13 protein-coding genes and 1 tRNA gene are annotated in these 23,298 nt (G+C 62.9%); 10 read left to right on the top strand and 4 right to left on the bottom strand.

The window, feature by feature from the left end:
• The first annotated feature begins 84 nt into the window (after positions 1-84).
• Positions 85-1,326: a 23S rRNA (adenine(2503)-C(2))-methyltransferase RlmN gene (gene rlmN, locus OHL16_RS04745; protein ID WP_263365910.1), complete on the top strand. Its 1,242-nt coding sequence runs from the start codon at positions 85-87 to the stop codon at positions 1,324-1,326.
• Complete coding sequence (locus OHL16_RS04740; protein ID WP_263365909.1) at positions 1,323-1,748, top strand: hypothetical protein; 426 nt, start codon at positions 1,323-1,325, stop codon at positions 1,746-1,748. The genes rlmN and OHL16_RS04740 overlap by 4 nt, the downstream gene beginning before the upstream one ends.
• A 17-nt stretch (positions 1,749-1,765) precedes the next feature.
• Here OHL16_RS04740 and OHL16_RS04735 read toward each other — a convergent pair whose 3' ends face one another.
• From OHL16_RS04735 to OHL16_RS04725, 3 genes are all read right to left on the bottom strand, one after another.
• Positions 1,766-2,872, bottom strand: coding sequence for a gluconeogenesis factor YvcK family protein (locus OHL16_RS04735; RefSeq protein WP_263365908.1), 1,107 nt, complete (start codon positions 2,870-2,872; stop codon positions 1,766-1,768).
• A gap of 70 nt (positions 2,873-2,942) precedes the next feature.
• Positions 2,943-3,506 (bottom strand): tetratricopeptide repeat protein, encoded by a 564-nt coding sequence (locus tag OHL16_RS04730; RefSeq protein ID WP_263365907.1) that lies wholly within the window; start codon positions 3,504-3,506, stop codon positions 2,943-2,945.
• A 171-nt stretch (positions 3,507-3,677) separates the two neighbouring features.
• Positions 3,678-4,286, bottom strand: coding sequence for a DUF4254 domain-containing protein (locus tag OHL16_RS04725; RefSeq protein ID WP_263365906.1), 609 nt, complete (start codon positions 4,284-4,286; stop codon positions 3,678-3,680).
• A gap of 82 nt (positions 4,287-4,368) precedes the next feature.
• On the opposite strand from OHL16_RS04725, the gene OHL16_RS04720 reads away from it, so the two are divergent.
• The 4 genes from OHL16_RS04720 to rfaD all read left to right on the top strand — a co-directional run bounded on the left by OHL16_RS04720 (position 4,369) and on the right by rfaD (position 9,248).
• Positions 4,369-5,487 (top strand): glycosyltransferase family 9 protein, encoded by a 1,119-nt coding sequence (locus OHL16_RS04720; protein ID WP_263365905.1) that lies wholly within the window; start codon positions 4,369-4,371, stop codon positions 5,485-5,487.
• Between the two features lie 172 nt (positions 5,488-5,659).
• Positions 5,660-6,790, top strand: coding sequence for a glycosyltransferase family 4 protein (locus OHL16_RS04715; protein ID WP_263365904.1), 1,131 nt, complete (start codon positions 5,660-5,662; stop codon positions 6,788-6,790).
• Positions 6,787-8,271, top strand: a complete 1,485-nt coding sequence (gene hldE, locus OHL16_RS04710; protein ID WP_263365903.1) for a bifunctional D-glycero-beta-D-manno-heptose-7-phosphate kinase/D-glycero-beta-D-manno-heptose 1-phosphate adenylyltransferase HldE — start codon at positions 6,787-6,789, stop codon at positions 8,269-8,271. The genes OHL16_RS04715 and hldE overlap by 4 nt, the downstream gene beginning before the upstream one ends.
• Entirely contained in the window at positions 8,268-9,248 is a 981-nt protein-coding gene (gene rfaD, locus OHL16_RS04705; protein ID WP_263365902.1) for an ADP-glyceromanno-heptose 6-epimerase, read from the top strand. Before hldE ends, rfaD begins: the two co-directional genes overlap by 4 nt.
• A 126-nt stretch (positions 9,249-9,374) precedes the next feature.
• On the opposite strand, the gene OHL16_RS04700 is transcribed toward rfaD, so the two are convergent.
• A tRNA-Lys gene (locus OHL16_RS04700) sits at positions 9,375-9,450 on the bottom strand.
• A 432-nt stretch (positions 9,451-9,882) separates the two neighbouring features.
• Here OHL16_RS04700 and OHL16_RS04695 point away from each other — a divergent pair.
• The 4 genes from OHL16_RS04695 to OHL16_RS04680 all read left to right on the top strand — a co-directional run bounded on the left by OHL16_RS04695 (position 9,883) and on the right by OHL16_RS04680 (position 23,151).
• A complete protein-coding gene (locus OHL16_RS04695) occupies positions 9,883-12,240 on the top strand; it encodes a cellulose synthase operon protein YhjQ/BcsQ (RefSeq protein WP_263365901.1) in 2,358 nt (785 codons plus the stop codon).
• Positions 12,237-16,763 (top strand): UDP-forming cellulose synthase catalytic subunit, encoded by a 4,527-nt coding sequence (gene bcsA / locus OHL16_RS04690; protein ID WP_263365900.1) that lies wholly within the window; start codon positions 12,237-12,239, stop codon positions 16,761-16,763. Before OHL16_RS04695 ends, bcsA begins: the two co-directional genes overlap by 4 nt.
• Before the next feature lie 46 nt (positions 16,764-16,809).
• Positions 16,810-17,982 (top strand): cellulose synthase complex periplasmic endoglucanase BcsZ, encoded by a 1,173-nt coding sequence (gene bcsZ, locus OHL16_RS04685; RefSeq protein ID WP_263365899.1) that lies wholly within the window; start codon positions 16,810-16,812, stop codon positions 17,980-17,982.
• Between the two features lie 153 nt (positions 17,983-18,135).
• On the top strand, positions 18,136-23,151 hold the full coding sequence (locus OHL16_RS04680) for a cellulose synthase subunit BcsC-related outer membrane protein (protein ID WP_263365898.1): 5,016 nt from the start codon (positions 18,136-18,138) through the stop codon (positions 23,149-23,151).
• The last annotated feature ends 147 nt before the right edge of the window (positions 23,152-23,298 follow it).

Below are 23,298 nucleotides of genomic sequence, written 5' to 3'. Positions count from 1 at the left end.
ACAAGGGAGTGGGACAATGGGTGAGGCGGTTATATCAGATCCGGCCGCAAAATAGCTAGTCTTTAGCATGAAGAGTTATGGTTTATGTCACAGAAAATAAAGGATGTTAAAAAATCATGTGGCCCTGAGTCCAAGGCCCTCTTCGGGATGCTCCCGGACGAGCTGGGCGGGCTGATGGCTGAGCTGGGCCAGAAGGGGTATCGCGCGACCCAGATAGCTGAGGCCCTTTATCGTCAGCGGGTTACAGGATTGGACGGGATGACGGCCCTCCCAGCCACGCTCCGGGGCCAGCTAGAGGCTGCAGGGTATTCGGTGGGACTGCCGGAGATCGTCCAGACGGCTCGCTCAGGGGACGGGACGGAGCGCTATCTCATCCGGCTGGCCGATGGCGAGACTGTCGAGACGGTCTGGATGCCCGATGGCGATGGCGGCGAGCGCGGAGACGGAAGCGAGGCATCGCTCGAAGAGGAGGTCGCCGAAGGACTCGAAGGGAATGCCTCGGAGTTTGGAGAACAGAGGCGGGACCTGCGAAACCTGGGAGCGCTCGAGCAGAGCGGTTACAGTCGCGCGACCATCTGCATCTCGAGCCAGGTAGGGTGCGCGGTGAACTGCCAGTTCTGCCTGACGGCGAAGCTGGGCATCAAGCGGAACCTCACAGCAGGCGAGATCGCCGGGCAGGTCGCGGCCGCGCTGAACCGTCACGGCGTCAAGATCGGTAAGGACCGGATCAACCTCGTCTTCATGGGGATGGGCGAACCCTTCCTGAACTACGACGAGTTCATCCGCAGCGTGCACCTGCTCGTCAGAAGCATCGGGATTCCCGAGTCAAGGATGACAGTCTCGACGAGCGGAATCGAGCCGTCGATCCGAAAGTTCGCCCATGAGCCGCTGCGCCCGAAGCTCGCGCTCAGCCTGAACGCCTCCAACGACGTCGTGCGGGAGCAGATCATGCCGATCACGCGGAAGTGGAAGATCGGCGACCTGCTTGACGCCGTGAGGACCCTTCCACTGGGCAAGCGCGAGTGGGTCACGTTTGAGTACGTTCTGCTGGGAGGCGTGAACGACCAGCCCGAGCACGCGCGCGAGGTACTGGAACTGCTCAAAGGGATGAAGGCCAAGGTCAACTTAATCGTCTGGAACCCGGGGCCCGGAATCGCCTATACGCAGCCAAAGCCGGAGGACGTCGCCGTCTTCCAGAAGATGCTGATCGACGGCGGAATGCCAACGTACATCCGGCGTCCTCGGGGGCGCGATATCTACGCCGCCTGCGGGCAGCTCAAACGAACGGTGAGCGAGGAGCAGCCGCAGTTGGTGGAGATCCGATGAGACCTCCGTTCAGCGTGGGCTTTGTCGTCGCGTCCGAGCGGGCACTTGGCTGCCTCTTCAGCTTCTATAGCCTGATGTTACTGGTCTACGGATTCTATGGCCTGCTCCATTCAGCGCTGACTCGGGTTCTCGGCTCCTTCGGGCTTGCCGTGCTCCTCGCGGCATCTGCGGCTGGGTGCTTCTACACCAGCGCCGCGTTCCTCAAAAGACAGCGCTGGGCATGGAGTGCCTCATGGGCGGTTGGGCTGTTTGTCGCAGCGGTCGGAAGCTTCTTCCTCTGGCAGTCATCGCATCGCTGGCCAGGCGGGCACGGCGAAGTCAGTCTGCTCGTCGGACTCGTCTCGCTGCTCCTTGCACTGATCGGGCTTCTCTTGCTTATCCTGCCGCAGACGCGACGATACGTTCACTCTGCCCAGGCCTAGGGCACGCAGTGCCTCCATCATCCATGCGCGGACTGACTCGTCGTATTGTTCGCTACCTGCTGCGGCGTCGCAAGTGAGAGCAGTGCCTCAGCCACGCGATCGTAGTCGTGACGCAGCACATCTCCTTCGTGGACGAAGTTGCCCGTAACTGGTTCCACCCCGAGCGCGCGGATGCGGTCGAGATCGGCTCGAATCGGCTCCTGGCCTTCGCGGGCGTAGCGTTTCAGCAGCTCCGGCGAGATAGGAGCGGTGTTGATTAGTGCGTAGTCGAAGATCGGTGCCTGCGCTTCGCCTGTATGCTTCAGAATCTTCTCGATGTGTTCGGAGGCTGACAGTCCAAGCGACTCGTTCGCCTGCGTCATGAGATTGCAGACGTAGACCTTGGTGGCGCGCGAGGCCGCCAGTGCCTCGGGAATTCCGCGAACCAGAAGGTTGGTGATGAGCGAGGTGTAGAGCGAGCCCGGGCCGAGGGTGATGAGGTCGGCGGTTGCGATGGCCTCAAGCGTCTCGGTCAGGGGATCGACCTCGGCTGGCTCGAGCATCAGCTCGATGATGCTCTGCTTGCTCTTGGTAATGCTGGTCTCGCCACGGACGATGGAGCCGTCGTCCATCTGGGCGGCGAGGTTGACGTTGGCGTTCGTCGCCGGAAAGATGCGTCCGCGCGTCCGCAGGATCTGCGAGGACATCTGCACGGCCTGGGCGAAGTCGCCGGTGATGTTGGAGAGCGCGGCCACAAAGAGGTTGCCGAAGCTGTGGCCCTCGAGCTCGCCCTGGTCGAAGCGGTAGCGAAAGAGCTGCGAGAGCAGGTGCTCGTCCTCGGAGAGCGCGACCATACAGTTGCGGATGTCCCCCGGAGGCAGCATTTTGAAGTCTTCCCGCAGGCGGCCCGAGGAGCCGCCGTCGTCGGTGACGGTGACGACCGCCGAAAGATCGCAGATCACCGTGTGAGCCATTACGGCCGAGGTGGGATGCAGCATGGCCGAGCCCGAGGCACGGTTGCTCTTGCGTCTATCCTGCACCGGGACGTAGCGTTTCAGGCCGCGCAGCAGCGTAGAGAGACCCGTGCCTCCACCGATGGCCACTACACGGAGGGATTGTTCCTTCGATCCGTTCGGCTTCAACAAAACAGACTCCACCTTTCAAACGGTGCATCCATGGTAGTGGATACAAAGGAATGTCGAAAGGTTGAGGTGGCTAGACCTCAGGGTAGAGTAGTTCCGTGAAACGCGGATCGTCGGCCATGTCCTGAAAATCCGAGTCCGAGCGGGCCTGGATGCGGTTGCGCGGATTCTGCCGGATCGCCTCGGTGAGGTGCTCGAGGCAGGTCTGCGCGTCGCCCGTCATACTTGCCAGCACGGCCAGGCCGTAGAACGCATAGTCGGCCTTGTCGTTGTCCTTCAGGATGGTCTGGAACTCTTCACGGGCGTCTTCATAGTGGCCGTCATTGAGCAGGGAGATGGCGTAGTCGTAGCGCTCTTCGCTGCTGGTGAACGAAGTCTTGCCCTTTGAGATCTGCAGAACGCACGCGTTGATGTACATGCGGATGCGGTCGGCCAGTTGGCCCGCCCCTCCATCGAGCAGCTTTTCGAACGCTGCCTTTGCCTTATCGTACTTGCCCTCCTGCATGAGATGCAGCGCCGCCTCGTAGTGGGCGAGGCTCTGTTTGCGAGCATGATCGTCAGTTGCCGGTACGTTACCGGCCAGAGTACGTGGGGAACGCTTGGGGGAGGATACGGTCGCGGTCTTTGTCTGTGCCATGATGCCTGTTTCGCCTGAGGCGCTCCTGAGGTCGCCGGTCGTTCGTGGCGACCGATTTTCTTTTGTGTCCAGTTTCGGTTTTATACGCACACCCGGCCACGAGGTCAACTGGACTTCTGTGGGAGGGATTCTGCTGCCCCTGAAAGGGCAACGAAAGCCGACGATCTGCTGCTACGGCTGATGCTTATGGCTGTAGATCGCCGGATTCAGTTCGGGGTCGTTATACATCTTCATCTGGCGGTAGAGCTTGAACTGGCGTCGTCCTTCGAGGATGTCAGTCCACAGGGCATCGAGACAGCCGGCCAGGTCGTTTCGCTGCTCCTCGAGCAGTGCGAGCCGTTCGCGGTTGCGGATACGGTGGGTCTCAGTGGCCGTCTCGCGCAGGCTCTCCTCGCGAGTGTGGAAGATTCTTAGCGCGAGGATCGAGAGGCGGTCGATGATGAGCCCCGGCGTCTCCGAGTTCAGCGGAGCCTTGGAGTTCTCTTCGAGGCCCGAGAGCAGAAGTGTGTCGAGCTTCTCCACCAGGTCGTTGCGCTGCTGGTTCAGCTTGTCGATCTGGTGTTTGACGGCGGCGATCTGCGAGTCGGTCGCCGAGGGGTCGCGCGCCTTGTCCTCTTCGTGCCACAGGTCGAAGTTGGCGCGGTGCTGCGCGGTGGCGATGGCAATCAGGTTGTCGGCGTACAGATCGGCCTCGTCGGCAAGCACCGTTCCGTCTTCGGTCTGGTGCCATGCGCGCGTGGTCTCGTCCTGCATTCGAGTGATCACAAGGGCGTCGAGCATTGAAAGAGTCCCACGGAAGACTTTAGCAGTTTGAGAGGCAGGTTGCTTCCTCAGCGCGAAGCAAGCAGACTAGGGGCAGACCATGGCGAACAAGACACGGGACACGGCCAGCAGAGTTCTGATCTACCGGTTGGGAAGTCTTGGAGATACGGTTGTCGCTCTACCGGCGCTGCACCTCGTGGCGAAGGCCTTCCCGAATGCGGAACGAAGGCTGCTGACCAACTTTCCCGTCAATGTGAAGGCGCCGCCGGCAGTCGCCATCCTCGAACACACAGGGCTCGTGCATGGGTTCATTCCATATGCAGTTGGCACGCGCAGCCCGCGAGACCTGATCTCGCTCTGGTGGCAATTGGTTCGCTGGCGGCCTCAGGTCGTGGTGTACCTGGCGTCAGCACGCGGAATCGCATCGGCGAAGCGGGACGCCGCGTTCTTTCGCCTCTGCGGAGTCCGGCAACTGATCGGTGTCCCATTGACCGAGGAGATGCAACGCAATCGCCTCGGTCCTGACCAGGTGTTGGAGCCAGAAGCGGAACGGCTGGCCCGGAATATCGCAGTGCTGGGAGACGCCGCTCTGGATGAGCCGTCAAGCTGGGACCTTCGGTTGACCGCAGAAGAGAGGAGACGGGCTGCTGAGGCGCTTGAGCCGCTGGGTACGCGGAGGGTCGTCGCGCTGAGCGTAGGAACGAAGCGGCAATCGAAAGATTGGGGAAAGGAAAACTGGAGAGCGTTGCTCGCGCGCATGGCAGAGCTCTATCCCGAATACAGCGTTGCGTTGTGTGGCGCGGAAGAAGAGCGGGAGGCAAGTGAGTATGCCGCCGAAGGCTGGAGGCAATCGGCAGCACCGAAGACTGCGAATGCAATCGTGAATCTCTGCGGTAGTCTCTCCCCGCGGGAAAGCGCCGCGGTGTGTGAGAGAAGCCGAGTGTTTGTAGGTCACGATAGCGGGCCCATGCATCTGGCTGCGGCGGTGCAGACACCCTGCGTCGCTGTATTTTCGGCGAGAAATCGGCCAAAGGTATGGTTTCCCTATGGACGGCGGCATCGAGTGATCTATCACCAGGTAGATTGCTGGGGCTGCAACCTCGAGACATGTATTGTCGAAAAGAAAAAGTGCATCGATTCGATCGAAGTAAAAGAGGTTCTTGATGCAGTGCGCGCTCTGATAGAAGAGTCTGAGGGGACCGGCAAAAGGACAGGATGACGAAGTCAACGGAACGTGTGCTCGAATGCCGGACCAGCAGGTTACCCGGGCTGTATACTGGACTCCCGCATCGTCGAAGGAAAACGGTGTCTTACGTCGGTGAGCGTCGCGGAGATGTTCGAAGTGGCGGCGTAGGCTGCGCTGGAGGAGGAGCCGGCGGAGTCGTGACCGGATGAAGATTCTGTTGATCGGAAACTACGAACTGGGCGACGCCAGGAGCATGCCTCGTTTTGGCGAGATGCTTCGGCGCGAGCTGGCCGCGCGTGGGCACGAGGTGGAGCTTCTGCGCGCGAAAGCGGTGCTCGGAGGTCTCGGCGGTGGTGACACCAACTCGGGCGGCCTGAGCAAGTACCTCAGCTACGTCGACATGTATGTCATCTTCCCGCTGCGGGTGTGGCTGCGTAGCGGCCGCCGCTGGAACGCGGTGCACATCTGCGATCACTCGAACGCAGTGTACGGGCGGTGGGTGCGCGGGCGGAAGCCGAGCGTCACCTGCCACGACCTGCTGGGGATCCAGCGCGGCGAAGGCAAATTTCCGCAGCTGCGCGTCGGCCGCATGGGCCGGCGGCAGCAGCAGTGGATCAAGCGCAGTCTCCTCGCCATACAGCGCGTGGTGTGTGTCTCGCGTGCGACCGAGCGAGACTTGCGAGCCATGGGCTTTGCAGGTGAGACGCGGGTGATTGCGAATCCGCTGAATGAGGACTTTCACCCGGCGAGCAACGATCGGGTGCGCGAGGTGCGCCAGGCGATCGGCCTCGGCGGTGCCGAGCCGTATGTGTTGCATGTGGGCGGAAATCTCTGGTACAAGAACCGGCCGGGTCTGGTGCGCATCTTCGCTGCCTTGCGCAAGTTTGGCGCCGACTTCGCTTCGCTGCGCTTCGTCATGGCTGGACACCCATTCAACGATGAACTGCGCGCCGAGGTGAGCCGGCTGGGGCTCGGAGCCCAGGTAATCGAGATGGTGGACCCGCCGAACGATGTGGTGGAGGCTTTGTACACCGACGCCTCGCTGCTGCTGTTCGCATCCCTCCATGAGGGCTTCGGCTGGCCCATCGTTGAGGCACAGACGCTGGGGTGTCCTGTGGCGACGTCAAACCGTGAGCCCATGGTCGAAGTCGCGGGCGGTGCGGCGATGCTGGTCGATCCGGAAGACGCGGAGGGCGCGGCAGCGGTGATTGCAACCGAGTGGCCGCGGCGAGCGGAGCTGCGCGAGCGTGGTTACGGCAACGCCGCGCGTTTCAGCCGCGAGCAGTTAATAGGCGAGTATGAAGACTTTCTGAGCGAGGAGTGGAGACGGGAATGATGCGGGACGTGCATGAAGTAATCGAGATGCTGGAAGGCGGCTTCGCGAAGCTGAAGATCCTGGTGGTTGGCGATATCATGCTCGACAGGTACATTCACGGCGAGGTGGAGCGCATCTCGCCCGAGGCTCCCGTGCCGGTCATCCGCCACGCGCAGCGGTACGAGCGGGCCGGCGGAGCAGCCAATGTCGCCATGAACCTCGCAGGCCTCGGATGCAAGGCGGTGCTTGCAGGCTTCTGGGGCGACGATACTGATCGCAACGACCTTGCCGCCATCCTCGACCGTGTGGGAGTCGACACCGTGGGCGTCGTCTCCAGTTCGCTGCCCACGATCTCGAAGACCCGGATCGTCGGGCGAACCCAGCAGCTCCTGCGGCTGGACATCGAGAGCAGGGAAGCGCCGCCGAAGATCGAAGCAGACCGTCTCCTTCAGCGTGCCACCGAACTCGTGGGCAAGGTGAACGCCGTGATCCTCTCGGACTACGCCAAGGGCGCGCTTACGAACGAGTTGTGCGAGTCCGTGATCCGCGCAGCGCGTACCGCGGGCGTTCCAGTGCTCGTTGACCCGAAGACGCGTGACCTCAGCAAGTACGACGGAGCAACAACAGTTTGTCCGAACCTAGGCGAACTCGCCGCCGCCACGGGAGTGCCCGCGCACCAGACCGAGGCGCTGCTCGACGCCGGACAGAGATTGCTCGCCGAGCATGACTTCGACTACCTGACTGTCACCATGAGCGAAAAGGGAATCACGCTGCTGCGACGCGACGGTGGCCGCTATCACTCGCCGGCGCGGGCGCGGGAGGTCTTCGACGTCTCCGGTGCGGGCGACACTGTGATTGCCACGCTCGCCGCAGGACTCGCGGGCGGCCTCCAGGTCGAGACCACCGTGGAACTCGCAAACCTCGCCGCCGGAATAGTGGTGGGCAAGATGGGCACCGTGCCCATCGCGCAGCACGAGTTGATCGCAGAGCTGACCCCGAGCACAGGCCTGACCGCCGGAGATAAGATTCTCGACCTCGAGCGCGTGAAGAAACGTGTCGCCGAGTGGCGCGCCTCGGGCGAGTCCATCGTCTTCACCAACGGCTGCTTCGATCTGCTGCACGTCGGCCACATCACGCTGCTTGAAGACTGCAGAAGGTTCGGCACCAAGCTCGTGCTGGGCCTCAATGCCGACGCATCGGTCTGCCGGCTGAAGGGACCAACGCGGCCCATCGTAGGCGAGCGCGAGCGAGCGCGCGTGATGGCCGCCCTTGCATCAGTCGACGCCGTCGTGCTGTTTGAACAGGACACGCCGCTGGAACTGATTCGCGCGCTCAAACCCGACGTGCTCGTTAAAGGCGGCGACTATACGATCGAGACTGTCGTGGGGCACGAGGATGTCATTGCGTACGGCGGCCGCGTCGAGATTGTGCCCACCGTCGAAGGGTTTTCGACGACGAACATCGTGAAGAAGCTGACGGCAAACCAGGAGGAGAGCAAGTGATCATCGTCACCGGAGGTGCAGGCTTTATTGGCAGCAATCTCGTTCACGAGCTGAACCGCGCGGGCGAGAAGAAGATTCTCGTCGTGGACAACCTTGCCCCTGCGCCGAACCTGAGCGGACCGAAGTTTCTCAACCTCGCCGGAGCCGAGTACTCCGACTACATGGACAAGCGCGAGTTCCGCGCCGCCCTCAAGGCGGGCGACCTCGAGAGCGAGTCGATCCGCGCGATCCTGCACCAGGGCGCGTGCTCCAACACGCTCGAAGACGACGGCCGCTACATGATGGATAACAACTTCACCTACTCCAAGGAACTGCTGCACTTCGCCCTCGCGAGGCGCATTCCTCTGGTGTACGCGTCAACCGCGGCCACCTATGGCGCGAGCACAAGCTTCACAGAAGAGTCGGCCAACGAGCGGCCGCTCAACGTCTACGGCTACTCGAAGCTGGTCTTCGACAACTACGTCCGCAGGCTGATGCCGGAGATGAAGAGCACCGTCGTCGGCTTACGGTACTTCAACGTCTACGGCCCGCGCGAACAGCACAAGGGACGCATGGCCAGCGTGATTCACCACTTTACGCGGCAACTGAAGGACACTGGCGTCATTCGTATGTTCGAAGGCTCAGGCGGCTATGCCGACGGCGAGCAGCGCCGCGACTTCGTCTTTGTGAAGGACCTCGCGCGCATCAACATGTTTTTCGCCGGACTTCTGCCCGGACAGTCGAGCAGGAAGGTGCATGCTGTCGTCAACGCAGGAACCGGCGAGGCGCGGACCTTCAAGGCTGTCGCCGAGGCGTTGATGAAAGTCCATGGCCCCGGCAAAATCGAGTACATCCCGTTCCCCGGTGATCTGAAGAACCGCTACCAGCACTACACTCAGGCAGATGTCACTGGTCTGCGCGCCGCCGGATACACCGACAGCTTTACCGCCCTCGAGAACGGCGTTCAGCAGACCTTCGCCGAGGAGCCAGCGAAGTAGCGCCTCCAGGAACGTTGGCTGGCCTGGCCCTCATTTTCGAGGAGGAATCTCGGGAGTTACTATCGCTGGCGGAGGTCCGCTGGCGATGGAATTTCGTCTGCAAATTACTGAAGGAAGAGGAGGAGATGGTGAGAGCGCTGGGGCTCGAACCCAGGACCAACGCCTTAAAAGGGCGATGCTCTACCAACTGAGCTACGCTCTCGTGCCACTCTTCCACGATAGCACGTTTTGACTGCCTAAATTCCCGCTGATCAAGTCGCTACGGCAGCTTCGCTCCGTTCAAGTCCTGCTCTGCGGCGGTGCCTGAGGAAGGTCGGGCAGCGCTAGTCTTTGCTGGCTCATGAGGCCCGCTTTCTCCGGAGGAAAATGCAGTACTGCGCATCCTCCATTCATTGCACGAAACTTCCGGTAATGCAGGGTTCATTTGCGACGTTACTAACGTCGCAAGCAATTTTGAGGCCGTCACACGAAAGTGCCATGAGCAGTTGATTGACTTGAGGTTAAACGCAAAGTAGCCTCAGGGCATTGCATAACTACAGGTGCAACGTCTCCGTCGAGCTAACGCGAAGCACGCACGAGTGAACCCAAGCAACCGCAACAAGCCGACATCCGGATGGATAGGGCGAGAGATCTTATGGAACCGCGCTGGAAAGACAAAACTGAGGAACGGGGCACCACAGAGACTCCTGAAGACGTGGCCGTTCTGTACTCATGGGCAAACCTTCATGGAGCGAAGTATCGCGATTTCTCTGCGTCGCGCAGGGAGTATCGTGCCCAGTTGAGACATCGCGCGGCAGAGCAGGAAAGAGAGCAGGCGCTGCAGGCGCAGGCAGAAGCCGAAGCCGCGGCCGCCGAGGCCGATGAGGCAGCGCGAAAGGCTGCCGAGGTAGCGCACTCGCAGCAGACGAAGACAGATTCCGGCGTGCGACGCGCACTCCGCGAGGCCGAGCAGGCCGCGCGCATGGCAGCCGCAGAGCGCGTGGAGGCAGCACGCCGCGCCGAGGCAGCCGCAGAGGCCGAAGCCGCAGCCCGCCGCGAAGAGCGTGAGATTGCCGAGGCGCACGCCTCGGCCCAGAGGCAGGCAGCGCGTTATGCGGAGTCGGAGATCCGTCGGCGTGAGTTGGCTGCCCGGCAGGCGCAGGCTCCAGTGCCCGGAAGAATTTCCGATCCCTACACCCCGAAAGCAAGTTCCCAGCAATCAAATCCCCAGACAACGGCGAGCAGCGCAGAGATGAAGAGTCCTACTGAATCGCAGAGCCAGTCAGATCCGCAGGCTCCCTTGCCCGCGGCCAAGGGATCTCCGGCACCGCCACCGCCGCCATTGATCCAGCGGACGGAGCCGGGTGTGCACACGGCGCGTCACACGCAGTCCTCTGCTGAGGTCGTCTCCGGACCTATCCAGCATGATTCCGGCGCGTCGCTCTCGCAGCAGATCTCGCTGAAGCGCCGCCAGGGATACCACCCCGACGAGGCGTCCGGCGTGCGCGAGATCTATCGCGGACCGGAGCACCCGACGCCACAGCCCATCCATCAGGCGATTCCTCCTCTGCCGCGGGGCGTGGCTTCCAGCGAGTTGCCTTCTTCTGCCGACCAGCCTGTCTACGGAGGCAAGAGGCACACCGATCCCCAGCCCCCACTGGGCAGAATTCGCCAGGTGCCGACAGACCCGGACATCCCCTCCCCCGTCAGGACCGAGGGCTGGCAGACGGCTTCGGGCAATCGTGCAGTGCCGAACCCGGCTGCGGAGTTTGAATCCAACATCTACTCGAATCTAGGCGGCCAGAGACCAATCGCAGGAGCTCCTGCGCCGCAGCCAGGCTCACAGCAATCAGGCTCGCCCCGGCCGCTCCCTCCCGTTGGCCAGGTTCCAATGCGCTCCGACTCGACACGGGGACGGCGTGCGCAGGACAGCTTCATTGCGCAGCCCGCCAACTCCTACGCAGAGCCTCCGCGCAGAATCATGTCCGAGGAGGCCCATGAGTCGTCGGCATCCTCGTCGCGCGCCCCGTATGTGGCCGACCCAGCCGGGCCTGCGTGGCTCTACGCGCCTCCGCCGGCGCCTGAGGTGCCGCAGCGGTCGATCATTCCACCCCCGCAGGTCCAGTCTTCCGTGGCCGAGACGCTGCAGCACTCCCGCGAGCGCGTCGCCGCACGCTGGTATGCGCTCAAGGGAGTCTTCGAGCAGCCCGGACAGGATTCCGTCGAGGCTCCTCCTGTTCGCCAGAAAGAGATTCGCACGCCCGTGCTGGCCGTCTTTTCGCTCGCTGGAGGCGTCGGCAAGACCAGCCTGGTGGCCACCGTTGGCCGCTCGCTCTCGTCCCTCGGGGAAAAGGTTCTGCTCACCGACACCACTTCGCAGGGGCTTCTACCGTTCTACTTCGGCGCAAGCGAGCTGAGACCGGGCACAGTACGGACGTTCTCGCCGCCCAGCGGAAGCACAGACGCTCCGATTTACCTGGTCAGCTATGACGTCGAGGAGAAGTCGCAGATCGAAGAGGCGCAGCAGCAGCTCGTCGAGGAGATTCTCAACAGCAGCCGCGGAACACATCGCATTCTGCTCGATCTCACGGTCAGCTCTGGCTGGGTCGTCCGTCACATGGCGCGCATGAGCCCGACCATCCTCGTGCCGCTCGGTCCCGATATGAACTCGGTCATCACCTTGCAGACGATAGAAAAGTTCTTCAACGGCATGATCGACGGAGATGGCCGTCCGCTCGAACCCTACTATGTGCTCAACCAGTTCGACGCCTCGCTTCCGCTGCACCTGGATGTCCGCGAGGTCCTGCGCAGGCAGCTCGGCGACAGGCTGCTGCCCTTTGTGATCCACCGCGCGCCTGTGGTCAGCGAGGCGCTGGCCGAAGGCATGACCGTGGTGGACTACAGCCCTGACTCGGCTGTCTCTGAGGACTATATGAACGTAGCCACCTGGCTTCGGACCATTGCGGCGCCGGCCGCGGCGGGCTTCCGCAACGTGCGCTGGAGTGAACGATGACGAGTTCGCCTTTATGGCGGGAGTTCGAGTCGGGCGACACCTTCCTCCACTGGGTTCTGCGAGTTGCCATCCTTGTTGGCGGAGTCTTCTTCCTCGGCTTTACCGGCATCCTGGAGCTCACCTGGCCGCAGCAGCTCGTACTCGGCATCCTCACCGTGTTAGTTGCGATCTGGATGGACCGCAGCTCTAGCTCCTACCTCGTCACGCTCACCCTGATGATCGTGTCGATGTACTCCACCTTCCGTTACGGCTTCTGGCGGTTAGCCACGACGACAAAGTTCTTCCTTGAGCCCGGCTCAAGCTGGAGCTGGCTCGACGGCTTCTTCATCATGATGCTGGTCATAGCCGAGACCTACGCCTTCATCATTCTCTTTCTCGGCTACATGCAGACCGCATGGCCCCTGCGCCGCACGCCGGTTCCTCTGCCCGACGATCCGGAGAAGTGGCCCTCCGTCGACCTTCTCATCCCGACCTACAACGAGCCACTGAGCGTTGTGAAGTACACCGCTCTCGCCGCGATGAACATCGACTGGCCCGCCGACAAGCTGAACGTCTACATCCTCGACGACGGCAAGCGCGAGGAGTTCCGCCGGTTTGCCGAAGAAGCCGGCATCGGCTATATGACGCGCGATGACAACGCGCACGCAAAGGCTGGCAATATCAACCGTGCATTGGCGCGGCTCGACTCGCCATTCGTCGCCATCTTCGACTGCGACCACGTTCCGACGCGGAGCTTCCTGCAAGTGACGCTCGGCTGGTTCCTCCGCGACAGCAAGCTCGCGATGCTGCAAACGCCGCACCACTTCTACTCGCCCGATCCGTTCGAGCGCAACCTCGACCAGTTCCGCACCATCCCCAACGAAGGCGAGCTCTTCTATGGCATCGTGCAGGACGGCAACGACTTCTGGAACGCGACCTTCTTCTGCGGCTCCTGCGCTGTGCTGCGCCGTACCGCTCTCAACGAGATCGGTGGTATCGCCGTCGAGACCGTCACCGAAGACGCGCACACCTCGCTGCGCATGCAGATCAACGGTTGGAACACCGCTTACATCAACATCCCGCAGGCCGCCGGCCTTGCGACGGAGCGGCTGAGCGGCCACGTGAAGCAGCGCATCCGCTGGGCCCGCGGCATGATTCAGGTCATGCGCACCGACAACCCGCTCTTCGCGCGCGGTCTCAGGCCTGCACAGCGGCTCTGCTACTTCAACGCGATGTCGCACTTCCTTTATGCGCTGCCGCGGCTTATCTTCCTCACCGCTCCGCTCATCTATCTGATCCTCGGGCAGGTGAACGTCCCCGGATACTGGGCCGCTATCCTCGCCTACGCCTTGCCTCACTTGTTCCTCTCGAGCATCACCAACTCGCGCATCCAGGGCCAGCACCGCCACTCCTTCTGGAACGAGATCTACGAGACCGTGCTGGCGCCGTACATCTTTCTGCCGACCATGCTCGCGCTGGTGAACCCGAAGCTCGGTAGCTTTAACGTGACTGCCAAGGGCGGCGTCGTCAACAAGCGCTTCTTCGACACGCGCATCGCGCAGCCGTTTCTCTTCCTTCTTACACTGAACTTTATCGGGGTGCTCTGCGCCTTCCCGCGCTTCTTCCATTTCCCCGGAGCAGGCCTGCCCTGGCACCTGGACTTCCTTGCGAACATGTACGACGGTGACCGTCCCGGAACCGTCATCATGAATCTGATCTGGGTCTGCTTCAACACCGTCATCCTTGGCGCGGCGACTGCCGTGGCCTGGGAGAGCCAGCAGCGCCGTCAGACCGTGCGCGTCGCCATGGCCGTCCCCGCCGATGTCCTGCTTCCCAACGGCAGCAAGGTGCACGGCGTCACGACAGATCTCTCCAGCGGTGGTGTCATGATCAAGATGGAGCGCGACTTTACCGCCTCATCCGGCGACTCCGTCAAGATCACCGTCCCTGTGCTCGACGGCTTCGCTACGCTTCCGGCCTCCATCATCGAGGCAAACGGCAATGTGCTGCGTGCACAATTCGACCCCCTTAGCCTGCAGGAGGAAGAGGCGCTGACGATGGTGCTTTACTCGCGCGCCGATACCTGGCTCGGCTGGGGAGAGTCGCGCGAAGCCGACCGCCCGCTCAAGAGCCTGGGTCTCATCCTGAAGCTCTCCTTACGTGGACTTTCGCAAACGATACGAGGATTGATGACGACGAAGAAGACCGCGCCGAAGGGCAGACTGGTCACAAGCATTGCGCCAGTTCTGGTCCTGTTCGTTCTGGCCGGAGCGGCCAGACTTGCCGCACAGCAGGGAAGTCAGTTGCCTCCGATGGCTGGAACCGCTGCGCCTTCAACCGTCGCGGCGCAGGCCCTCGCGATTCAGTCGCGCACAACGGCTCCCGGAACCTTCGACAACCTCTTTACCCTCGCCGATATCGGCGTGCCGGATACCATCGTGCTTCGCGGCGTGGACGCCTACCGCACGGTCAGCTTCTCTCTGCCGCAGACGCAGGTCGTGAAGACGGCGACTATGCACCTGCGCTACCACTTCTCTCCGGGGCTGATTCCCGCGCTGAGCCATCTCAAAGTGAGTCTCAACGGAACGGTCTTCGCAACCTTGCCCGTCACCACTCCTGCAACTCCGCCGGCGCGCACTGCCGGCCCGGCCAGTGGCACATCGGCAACCATCACCTCCGAAGAAAACAGCGCGCTTCTCGAAGCGAACGTGACGCTGCCGGCCGAGATGCTGGTGCGTGACAACCAGCTTACCTTCGAGTTCGTCGGCCACTACACGATGGAGTGCGAAGATCCGTCGCACACCACGCTGTGGAGTCACGTCGATACCTCCTCGACGATCGAATTCTCAGGCTCCCTTCTTCCACTGCATAACGACCTGAAGCTACTGCCGCTGCCGTTCTACGACGCCGCGGTCAACCTGCACCCGGTCGTCCCCATCGCCTTTCTCAACCAGCCCTCGCCGAAGGCCCTCCAGGCCGCCGGAGTCGTCGCCTCCTGGCTCGGCATCCTCACCGACTTCCGCCCTGTACGGTTTCCCGTCTCGGTCGGTTCTATCCCTGTCGGCAACGCAATCGTGATCAGCGAGAACGCCGCCGATCTTCCCGCGGCCCTCAGGGTCACCGGAAGCTCAGGCCCGACGATCGCGATGCGCGACAATCCGAATGACCCCTATTCCAAGGTGCTGGTGCTCACCGGAGACAACGCCGACGATCTGCTCACCGCCGCCATGTCACTCGTGTTGCAGCGGGACCTCCTCGATGGCGACCAGGTAAGCATTCGCTCCCTCAAGATGCCCGCACCCCGCGAAGCCGACGACGCTCCGCGATGGATGAGCACCAACAGGGTTACCTACTTCGGAGACATCGCTCAGACCGGCCAATTGCAATCCGACGGCTCCGGCCCGGCCATGGTCTACATGCGCCTTCCGCCAGACCTCTACTACGGCGGCATCCAGAACCTCGGCTTCCACATGGGCTACCGCTACAACGGCATCCCCCTCTCCAACGAGAGCTCGCTGCAGGTCTTCATGAACGATGCCTTCGTCAGTTCGTCGCCGCTGCCCCATACCGACAGGGCCTCCGCGCAGCTTGAGACGATTCTGCCGATTCCCGTGGGCAACATGCGGCCGTTCTCCAACACGCTCAAGTCGCAGTTCGCCTTCCTGCTGGCCAAGAAGGGCCGCTGCCAGGACATCGCACCCTACAACATGATGGGCGCGATCCTCAAGGACTCCTACCTCGACATTCACGATATCCCCCACTGGGCCACGCTCCCCAACCTTGAGATCTTTGCCAACGCCGGCTATCCCTTCACCCGCAAGGCCGATCTCTCCGACACCGCGGTCGTCCTGCCGGACAACGCCGCTCCCGACGAGATCGAGACCTTCCTTACTCTCATGGGCCACTTCGGCGGCCAGACCGGCTACCCGGTCCTCAGCGTCACCGTCACTAACGCCGACGGCATGAAGTCGAGCCTTGGCAAGGACTACCTGGTGATCGGCACCGTCGACGACCAGCCTGCGCTCAACCACCTGAACCCATCCCTGCCCGTAGAAGTCGACGGCAGCGGCCTCCACATCCAGGACACGCAGGGCTTCTTCGCCTCGCTCCAGCATGCCTGGTGGAAGGTGCGCAGCTCCGACCGCATTCAGTCGGGCCAGTTGGAGACGGCAGGAGGCCTGCCCGATGCCATGATCGAAGGCATCGAGTGGCCCAGCGGTTCCAGCCATTCGGTCGTCATCATTGCGTTGCGCGATCACTCTGTGGTGCCGAACTTCCTCTCGGTTTTCCTCAAGACCTCGCAGTCGTCCGACATCGCCCAGTCCGTCAGCGTGCTGCACGGCAACCGGTTCGTCTCCTATCGCATCGGCAACGACGTCTATTGGGTAGGTTCGCTCTCGTGGTGGATCCGGCTGAACATGCTGTTCTCCCAGTTCCAGTGGCTGATGGTCGTCTCGACGATCATCATCTGCTTCCTCATGGCCGGCATCGTCCGCGCTCTCTTGCGCCGCCGCGCACGGGCCCGGCTTCAGGGAAACGACTAGCTTGTCCGGTACGACGCCAGCTCAACTCGGTGAAAGGCTTCACAGAATGGCACGCACGCCTCGCAGGCGGCGCGTGCCATTCGCTGCTGCCCTCTGTCTCCTAGTGGCGACAGGCCTGCAGACCGGCTGCCGCGCGCAGGAGACCTGGCCTCTGTGGGACGCCTATGCCCGCCGCATCATCGACGGGCAGGGCAGGGTGATCGACCACACTGCGCAGGACCGCACCACCAGCGAGGGCGAGGCCTACGGTCTGTTCTTCGCGCTCGTGGCCAACGACCGCACCCGCTTCGACAAGCTGCTCAACTGGACCGAGCAGAACCTCGCCGACGGAGATCTCACGCAGCGGCTCCCGGCCTGGAGTTGGGGCAAGCGGCCCGACGGAAGCTGGGGTGTCACTGACCAGAACCCAGCCTCCGACGCCGACCTCTGGATGGCCTACGCGCTCTCCGAGGCCGGCCGTCTCTGGCACACGCCGCGGTATCAGAAGCTCGGCACCGCTCTCGCCGCACGCATCGCTCAGCAGGAGGTCGCCTTCATTCCCGGATTGGGAACTGCTCTCCTCCCGGGAACCACCGGCTTTCATCCCGATGCGGAAACCTGGCTCCTGAATCCGAGCTATCTTCCACCACAGCTTCTGGCCTACTTCGCGAAGATGATGCCCACCGGCCCCTGGGCAGCCATCCTCGAATCGCTCGAGCCGTTGCTCACCAGGGGATCGGGAAGCGGCTACGCAATGGATTGGGTTGCGGCCGGAGGCAGCATCCGGCCCTCGGTGACTCCAACTCAGGTCTGCTCCAGCGACACCGCTGCCACTCCCGTTGGCAGCTACGACGCCATTCGTGTCTATCTCTGGCTCGGAACCGCCGACCCGCAGACTCCCGTCGTCCGCCAGCTGCTCCCCAGGGTCCTCGGCATGGCCAACTATATGAAGCAGCGCCTCACGCCGCCTGAGCGTGTCGACGCCACTGGCCGTGTGGTGAATCCCGCCGGTCCACCCGGCTTCTCGGCAGCGCTCGTGCCCTATCTGCGCGCTCTCAACATGGGCACCCAGGTCAAAGAGCAAATGGAGCGGTTGTCAGAGTCTAAAGACACCTCTACCGGGCTTTACGGAAAGGACGCTGCATATTATGACCAGAACCTCTCATTATTCGGAACCGGATGGGTCGAGCAGCGGTATCGCTTCGATCCTAATGGTCGGCTTCAGGTGAAATGGAAGTAGTACTGGGACAAAATTTCCTATAAAGTCATTGACAAAGCAGTAAATACCAGAATAAATCGGTACAAATCCGGAAAAAAGCGGTAAGCTTTCGGGAGAGATGGTAGCGCTGTCGGCAGCTGCCAGAGGCGTCGCGTCGGGATGCTGGCGAAAGATATGAAGAGGGTTGGGTCAATTCGGCCATTTGTGGCGGCGATCCTCCTGGGGACGGCCTCGTTCGCACCCCTGGGGATCGGTCTGCGCGCGCAGACGACTGAGTCTACGACACAGGCGCTGCTCGATAAGGCTCATGCGCTCGAGGTTCGCGGGCGCATGGACATGGCTGCCCAGACATGGCAGCAGGTCCTGCTCAACGACCCGAAGAACGTCGATGCGCTCGCCGGTCTCGCCCGTGCCGCCAGGATGAGTGGCAACGAGGCGCTCGCCGGAACCTACCTTGACCGCCTCCGTGCGATCAATCCCAACGACCCCAACATCGAGCGCATCGAGAGGATGGGCTCGCAGCAGAACCAGGCCGCCGAACTGCAGCAGGCCGGCAAGTATGCCAAGGCCGGGCAGTATGCCCAGGCGATGACCATCTACCGCAAGGTCTTCGGCAACACACCGCCGCCGGGAGACTGGGCCCTCGCCTACTACGAGACTGAGTCGGCCACCGACGACGGCCGTGCTCACGCCATCGCCGGACTTCGTGCGCTCACCGAAAAGTATCCCAGCGACTCGCGCTATCAGATCGCGCTTGGCCGCATCCTCACCTACAACCCGCAGACGCGCGCCGAGGGCAGAAAGCTCCTCGAGCGGCATCCGAGTGACCCGCAGGCCGTCGAAGCTCTCCGCCAGTCACTTGTGTGGGACGCCGCCAACCCCGCATCGGCCGCGGACATCCGCGCCTACCTCGCGAAGCACAACGACGCGCAGCTTGCTCAGGCCCTGCGCAACCAGCCCAAGCCTGTTCCGGGCCGCGCCCTGATGACCCCCGAAGAGATCGCAGCGGGCAAGGCCGCCCGCGTACGCTCCGAGGAGGAACAGGCCGCCTACAACGCCCTCAACGCGAAGCGCCTCGACGATGCCGAGCTGCGCTTCAAGGCTATCCTCGCCAACGATCCGCAGAACGCGCAGGCGCTGGCCGGTATGGGCTACGTCCGCATGCAGCAGTCGAACTTCGGCGGAGCCATCAGTTTTCTCGAGCAGGCCAAACAGTACGGGGCCCGCGATACGGGGCTCGACAAGGCATTGGAGCAGGCGCGGTTCTACTCCGTGATGGGCGACGGCTCCGTCGCGCTCAACGAGAACGACCTGCCCACCGCGGAGCAGAAGTACCGCGAAGCCCTTACCATGCGTCCCGGAAGCCCTGAAGCGCTAGAAGGGCTGGGCGGAACTCTGCTCAAGGCGCAGCACCCTGAGGCCGCCGTTCCCGTCTTCGAGCAAGTCGTCAAGGCGCAGCCTTCGTCGACGGCCGCCTGGCGCGGCCTCTTCATGGCACAGTATGGTGCCGGCAATGCGCCCGGAGCACTGCTCACCGAGCGCCGCATTCCTCCCGGCGTACACGCGCGGCTCATGAAGGACCCGGATTTCCTCCGCACCCTCGCCTCCGCCTACTCCTCCGTAGGACGCGACGCCGACGCGCAGCGGGTCCTGCGCAGCGCGCTCGAGCTTCCGTTCCCCGCCGGAGCCCGCGGTCTGCAGGTGGAGACGCAATTGCAGTACGCCGGCCTTCTCCAGCAGGCCAACCGCCTCGATCAGGCTGCCGGCCTCTACCGGCAGGTGCTGACCGCCGACATGACCAACGCGCAAGCATGGCAGGGGCTCGTCCGCGTCGAGCACGCCATGAAGAAGGACCGCGAGGCCGCCCAGACGCTTGCGAGCATGCCGCCGTCCATCTATCAGATCGCGATGCGCGACCCCGGCTTCCAGACCACCGTCGCGTCGATCTACCAGGCACAAAACAGACTGGACATCGCGCAGGACATCCTCGAGAAGTCCGTTCAGGAACAGACCGCCGCCGGCCAGAAGCCTTCAACCGCTGTGATGCTCCAACTCGCAGGAATCTATCTCTCGCGCAACGATGCGCAGCGCGCCTATCCCATCTATCGCGACATCCTGACGGAGAACCCCGACCGGCCCGATGCCTGGAAGGGTCTGCTCACCGTGCTGCACTCCTCGGGCCGCGATCAGGAGGCGCTGGCACAGATCCAGCAAATCCCCACCTCGATGCGAGCGCAGCTCGAGTCCGACGTCGAATACCTACAGACCGTCGGCGCCGTCTACAACGCGCTGGGCCAGCCGCGTGAGGCGATGGTCTTCGTCAACCGCGTGCAGCAGCACTACGCCCTCCAGCACAGCGCTCCTCCGGCCGATATCGATATTCAGGATGCATGGTTGCTCTTCAACGGCGGCAATGACGCCGGGCTCTACCGTCAGCTCATGCTGCTTGGCAGCCGCCAGGATCTCAGCGACGAGCAACGCCGCTCTGTGCAGATGATCTGGAGCAACTGGGCTGTCCGCCGCGCCAATCAGGCTGCCGCAACCGGCAACATCAAGCGGTCGCTGGCAATTTTGAACGCCGCTGCCAAGGCCTTCCCGGACAATCCTGGCGTCCTTCGTGCCCTGGCCTCCGGCTACGCCCGCGCCGGTCTGCCCAAACAGGCGGTCGCAATCTTCAAGGCTCAGGACATGACATCCGCCTCGGCCTCCGACTACAAGTCAGCTGTGGGAGCCGCGCTCGCCGCTGGCGACACAAAGATCGCGGAGACGTGGCTGCGCTACGGCCTCGACCAGTACCCGAAGGACTCCGAGATGCTGACCCTCGGAGCGAAGTTCGAGCAGGCGCGCGGCAACAGCAACCGTGCCGCGGACTACTTCCGCGCATCGCTCGCCGCCATGCCTCCGGGCGATCCCGGCGCCGAGCTTGCCAGCGAACTGAGCCAGCCCGCGCCTGTAGGCCGCATCCCCAACGCAACGCAGTCGCAGGACCTCGCCTCGTTGCTCGCCTCGCCCGACAGCACGGCCTCCGGAGCTCAGGACGTGCCCGCACCTCCACCCTATCTGCCCAGCTACACCAACATCTACGGTCAGGCTCCGGTTCAGGTCCACAGCAACGACAGCAATAAGGTCTACCCCGGCTCCTCAAGCGTAGTGCCGTCCTATATGTCCAACCCGGCCTCGCACCGTTCGCAGCCGGGTTCAAGTGTGGGCACCCTGGGGAACTATGTTCCCGAGAACACCGCATGGCGGTCGACAATCACCGGGTCAAGCCTTCCTCCCACCAGCATCACCGGCGGAGCCGATATCGCTGGCGCTCAGCAGTCGAACTCTCTGCCCGCGACCGAGTATCAGCGTCAACAGATCACCATCCTCACCGAGCAGGCCGAAGCCCGGCCGCCCATCACTGCAGCCCCGCAGCAGGCTGTCTACGGCCCCTATGTGCCATTCGCGCCTCCCACGCAGAACGCCGGCTACACTCCGTCTCCGGTCGCAGTCCAACTCGGCGACAGCACGCCGCACATCGATCCCGCGCAGAGGGAAGTGACGGACGTCCTTCCGACCGCCCGCTACGTGCCCAATGCAAGATCCGCCCGCGCCGGCCGTCCCATGACGGGGATGAGCACCCCTCCTCAGGATGTGTACAACACCCCCACGCAGAACGCACAGTACAACGCGCAGGCCCAGCCTCAACCGCAGCAGCCTGGCGAGAGCTACGGCCAGCAGTATCCTCAGCCGGGAGTCGCGTCCTCTGGCGGCACGACACGGCGACGGCGCACCACCCCTGCGCCAGCAGTCACCTCGCAGCCTCCGCTGACCTACCCCGGAGTCCGGCAGCCGCTCAGCGACTCTGGCTATCCGTCCCTCGGACCCGCCGCTCCTGTTGGCACGCCTCCCACCGACGCCGATCTGGTCTCCAAGAGCGTGCCGCCTCTGCGCGGCTCTTACGACGCGAACGCCGTCGTCCCCGGAGGCCCGCTCTCTCCCCGTGCGCAGAACGAGCTTGAACTCGCCGCGCTCGAGGGCTCCTACAGCGGATGGATCGGCGGCACGGGCTATGGCCGCTACCGCAGCGGCACCGCCGGATTCGACCGCCTCACAGACATCGAGGCGCCATTTGAAGCCTCCGGCGTCCTCGGCAAGACCATGCGTGCCACGGTCATTGCCCGGCCCGTCTTCCTCAACTCCGGCGTCGTCGACAGCGCGGCCTTCCAGAACCAGACCGGAGGAATTATTCCTGTCCTCGGCACGCTTCCCGCAAACGCACTCACGCCTCCTCCGCAGCAGTTCTCGACCGGTGTCGGCGGCGAGTTTCAACTGACCACCGCCAACATCGGCCTCGCTGTCGGCTACACACCCTACCAGTTTCTCGTCTCCAACGTCACCGGCCGGGTGCAGTGGCGTCCCTTGGGTGGTCACTTCACGCTCTTCGGCGATCGCGACTCGGTCAAGGATACCCAGCTCTCCTACGCCGGCCTGCGCGATCCCGGCACGATCTCGGCGGTCTTTCAGGGCAACATCTGGGGCGGCGTTATCTCCACCGGTGGAGGAGTACGGGTCGACGGCGGCAACGAGCGTGCCGGCTTCTACGTCAACTTCGATGGCGCTAACCTCACCGGCTTCCATGTGCTCGAGAACCGCAAGTATGAGGGCCAGATGGGAGCCTACTTCCGGGTCAAGAACTGGCCCGGCTATGGCAGCCTCAACCTCGGCGCCAGCTTCTTCGGGATGCATTACGATCACAACGAGCGCGGAATGACCTACGGTCAAGGCGGCTACTTCAGCCCGAACGTCTACTTCCTCGCCAGCGTGCCCATCACCTTCAACGGCTACTACAAGACCAACATTCACTACACCATCAACGGCAGCGTCGGCGTCCAGACCTTCCAGGAGGCGCAGGCCCCCTACTATCCTCTGGACCGCCCCTTGCAGACCGGCTCAGGCAACGCCGTCTTTGCGCAGAACAGCAACACCGGCGTCAACTACGCATTCAACTCCGAGCTTGCCTACCGCTTCGCCGATCACTGGTACCTCGGCGGCTACCTCTACGCCAACAACACCAACAACTACGACATGGTCTCAGGCGGATTCTTCGTCCGCTTCCTCTTCAAGCCGCAGTACCCCACTGAGAGTTACCCCACCGGGCTCTTCCCGACCTCAGGCTCCACCTTCCGGCCGCTGCGGCTTCCGTAAGACATTCACATACGCCTCAGCCTGATCACCCATTAGGGGCATCCATTCGCCCTTGATTTTCCTTGATAGGCGGCCAGCTTCATCGTATAAATTCTGGAACGCAGACAATTCAATTTCAGGTACAAACTGTCACGATCTCTCGATGGA

The sequence above is a fragment of the Edaphobacter bradus genome (assembly GCF_025685645.1).
Classification (GTDB): domain Bacteria; phylum Acidobacteriota; class Terriglobia; order Terriglobales; family Acidobacteriaceae; genus Edaphobacter; species Edaphobacter bradus.
Note: the sequence above shows the minus strand (reverse complement) of the source record. Positions and strands in the feature narration are given on the sequence as shown.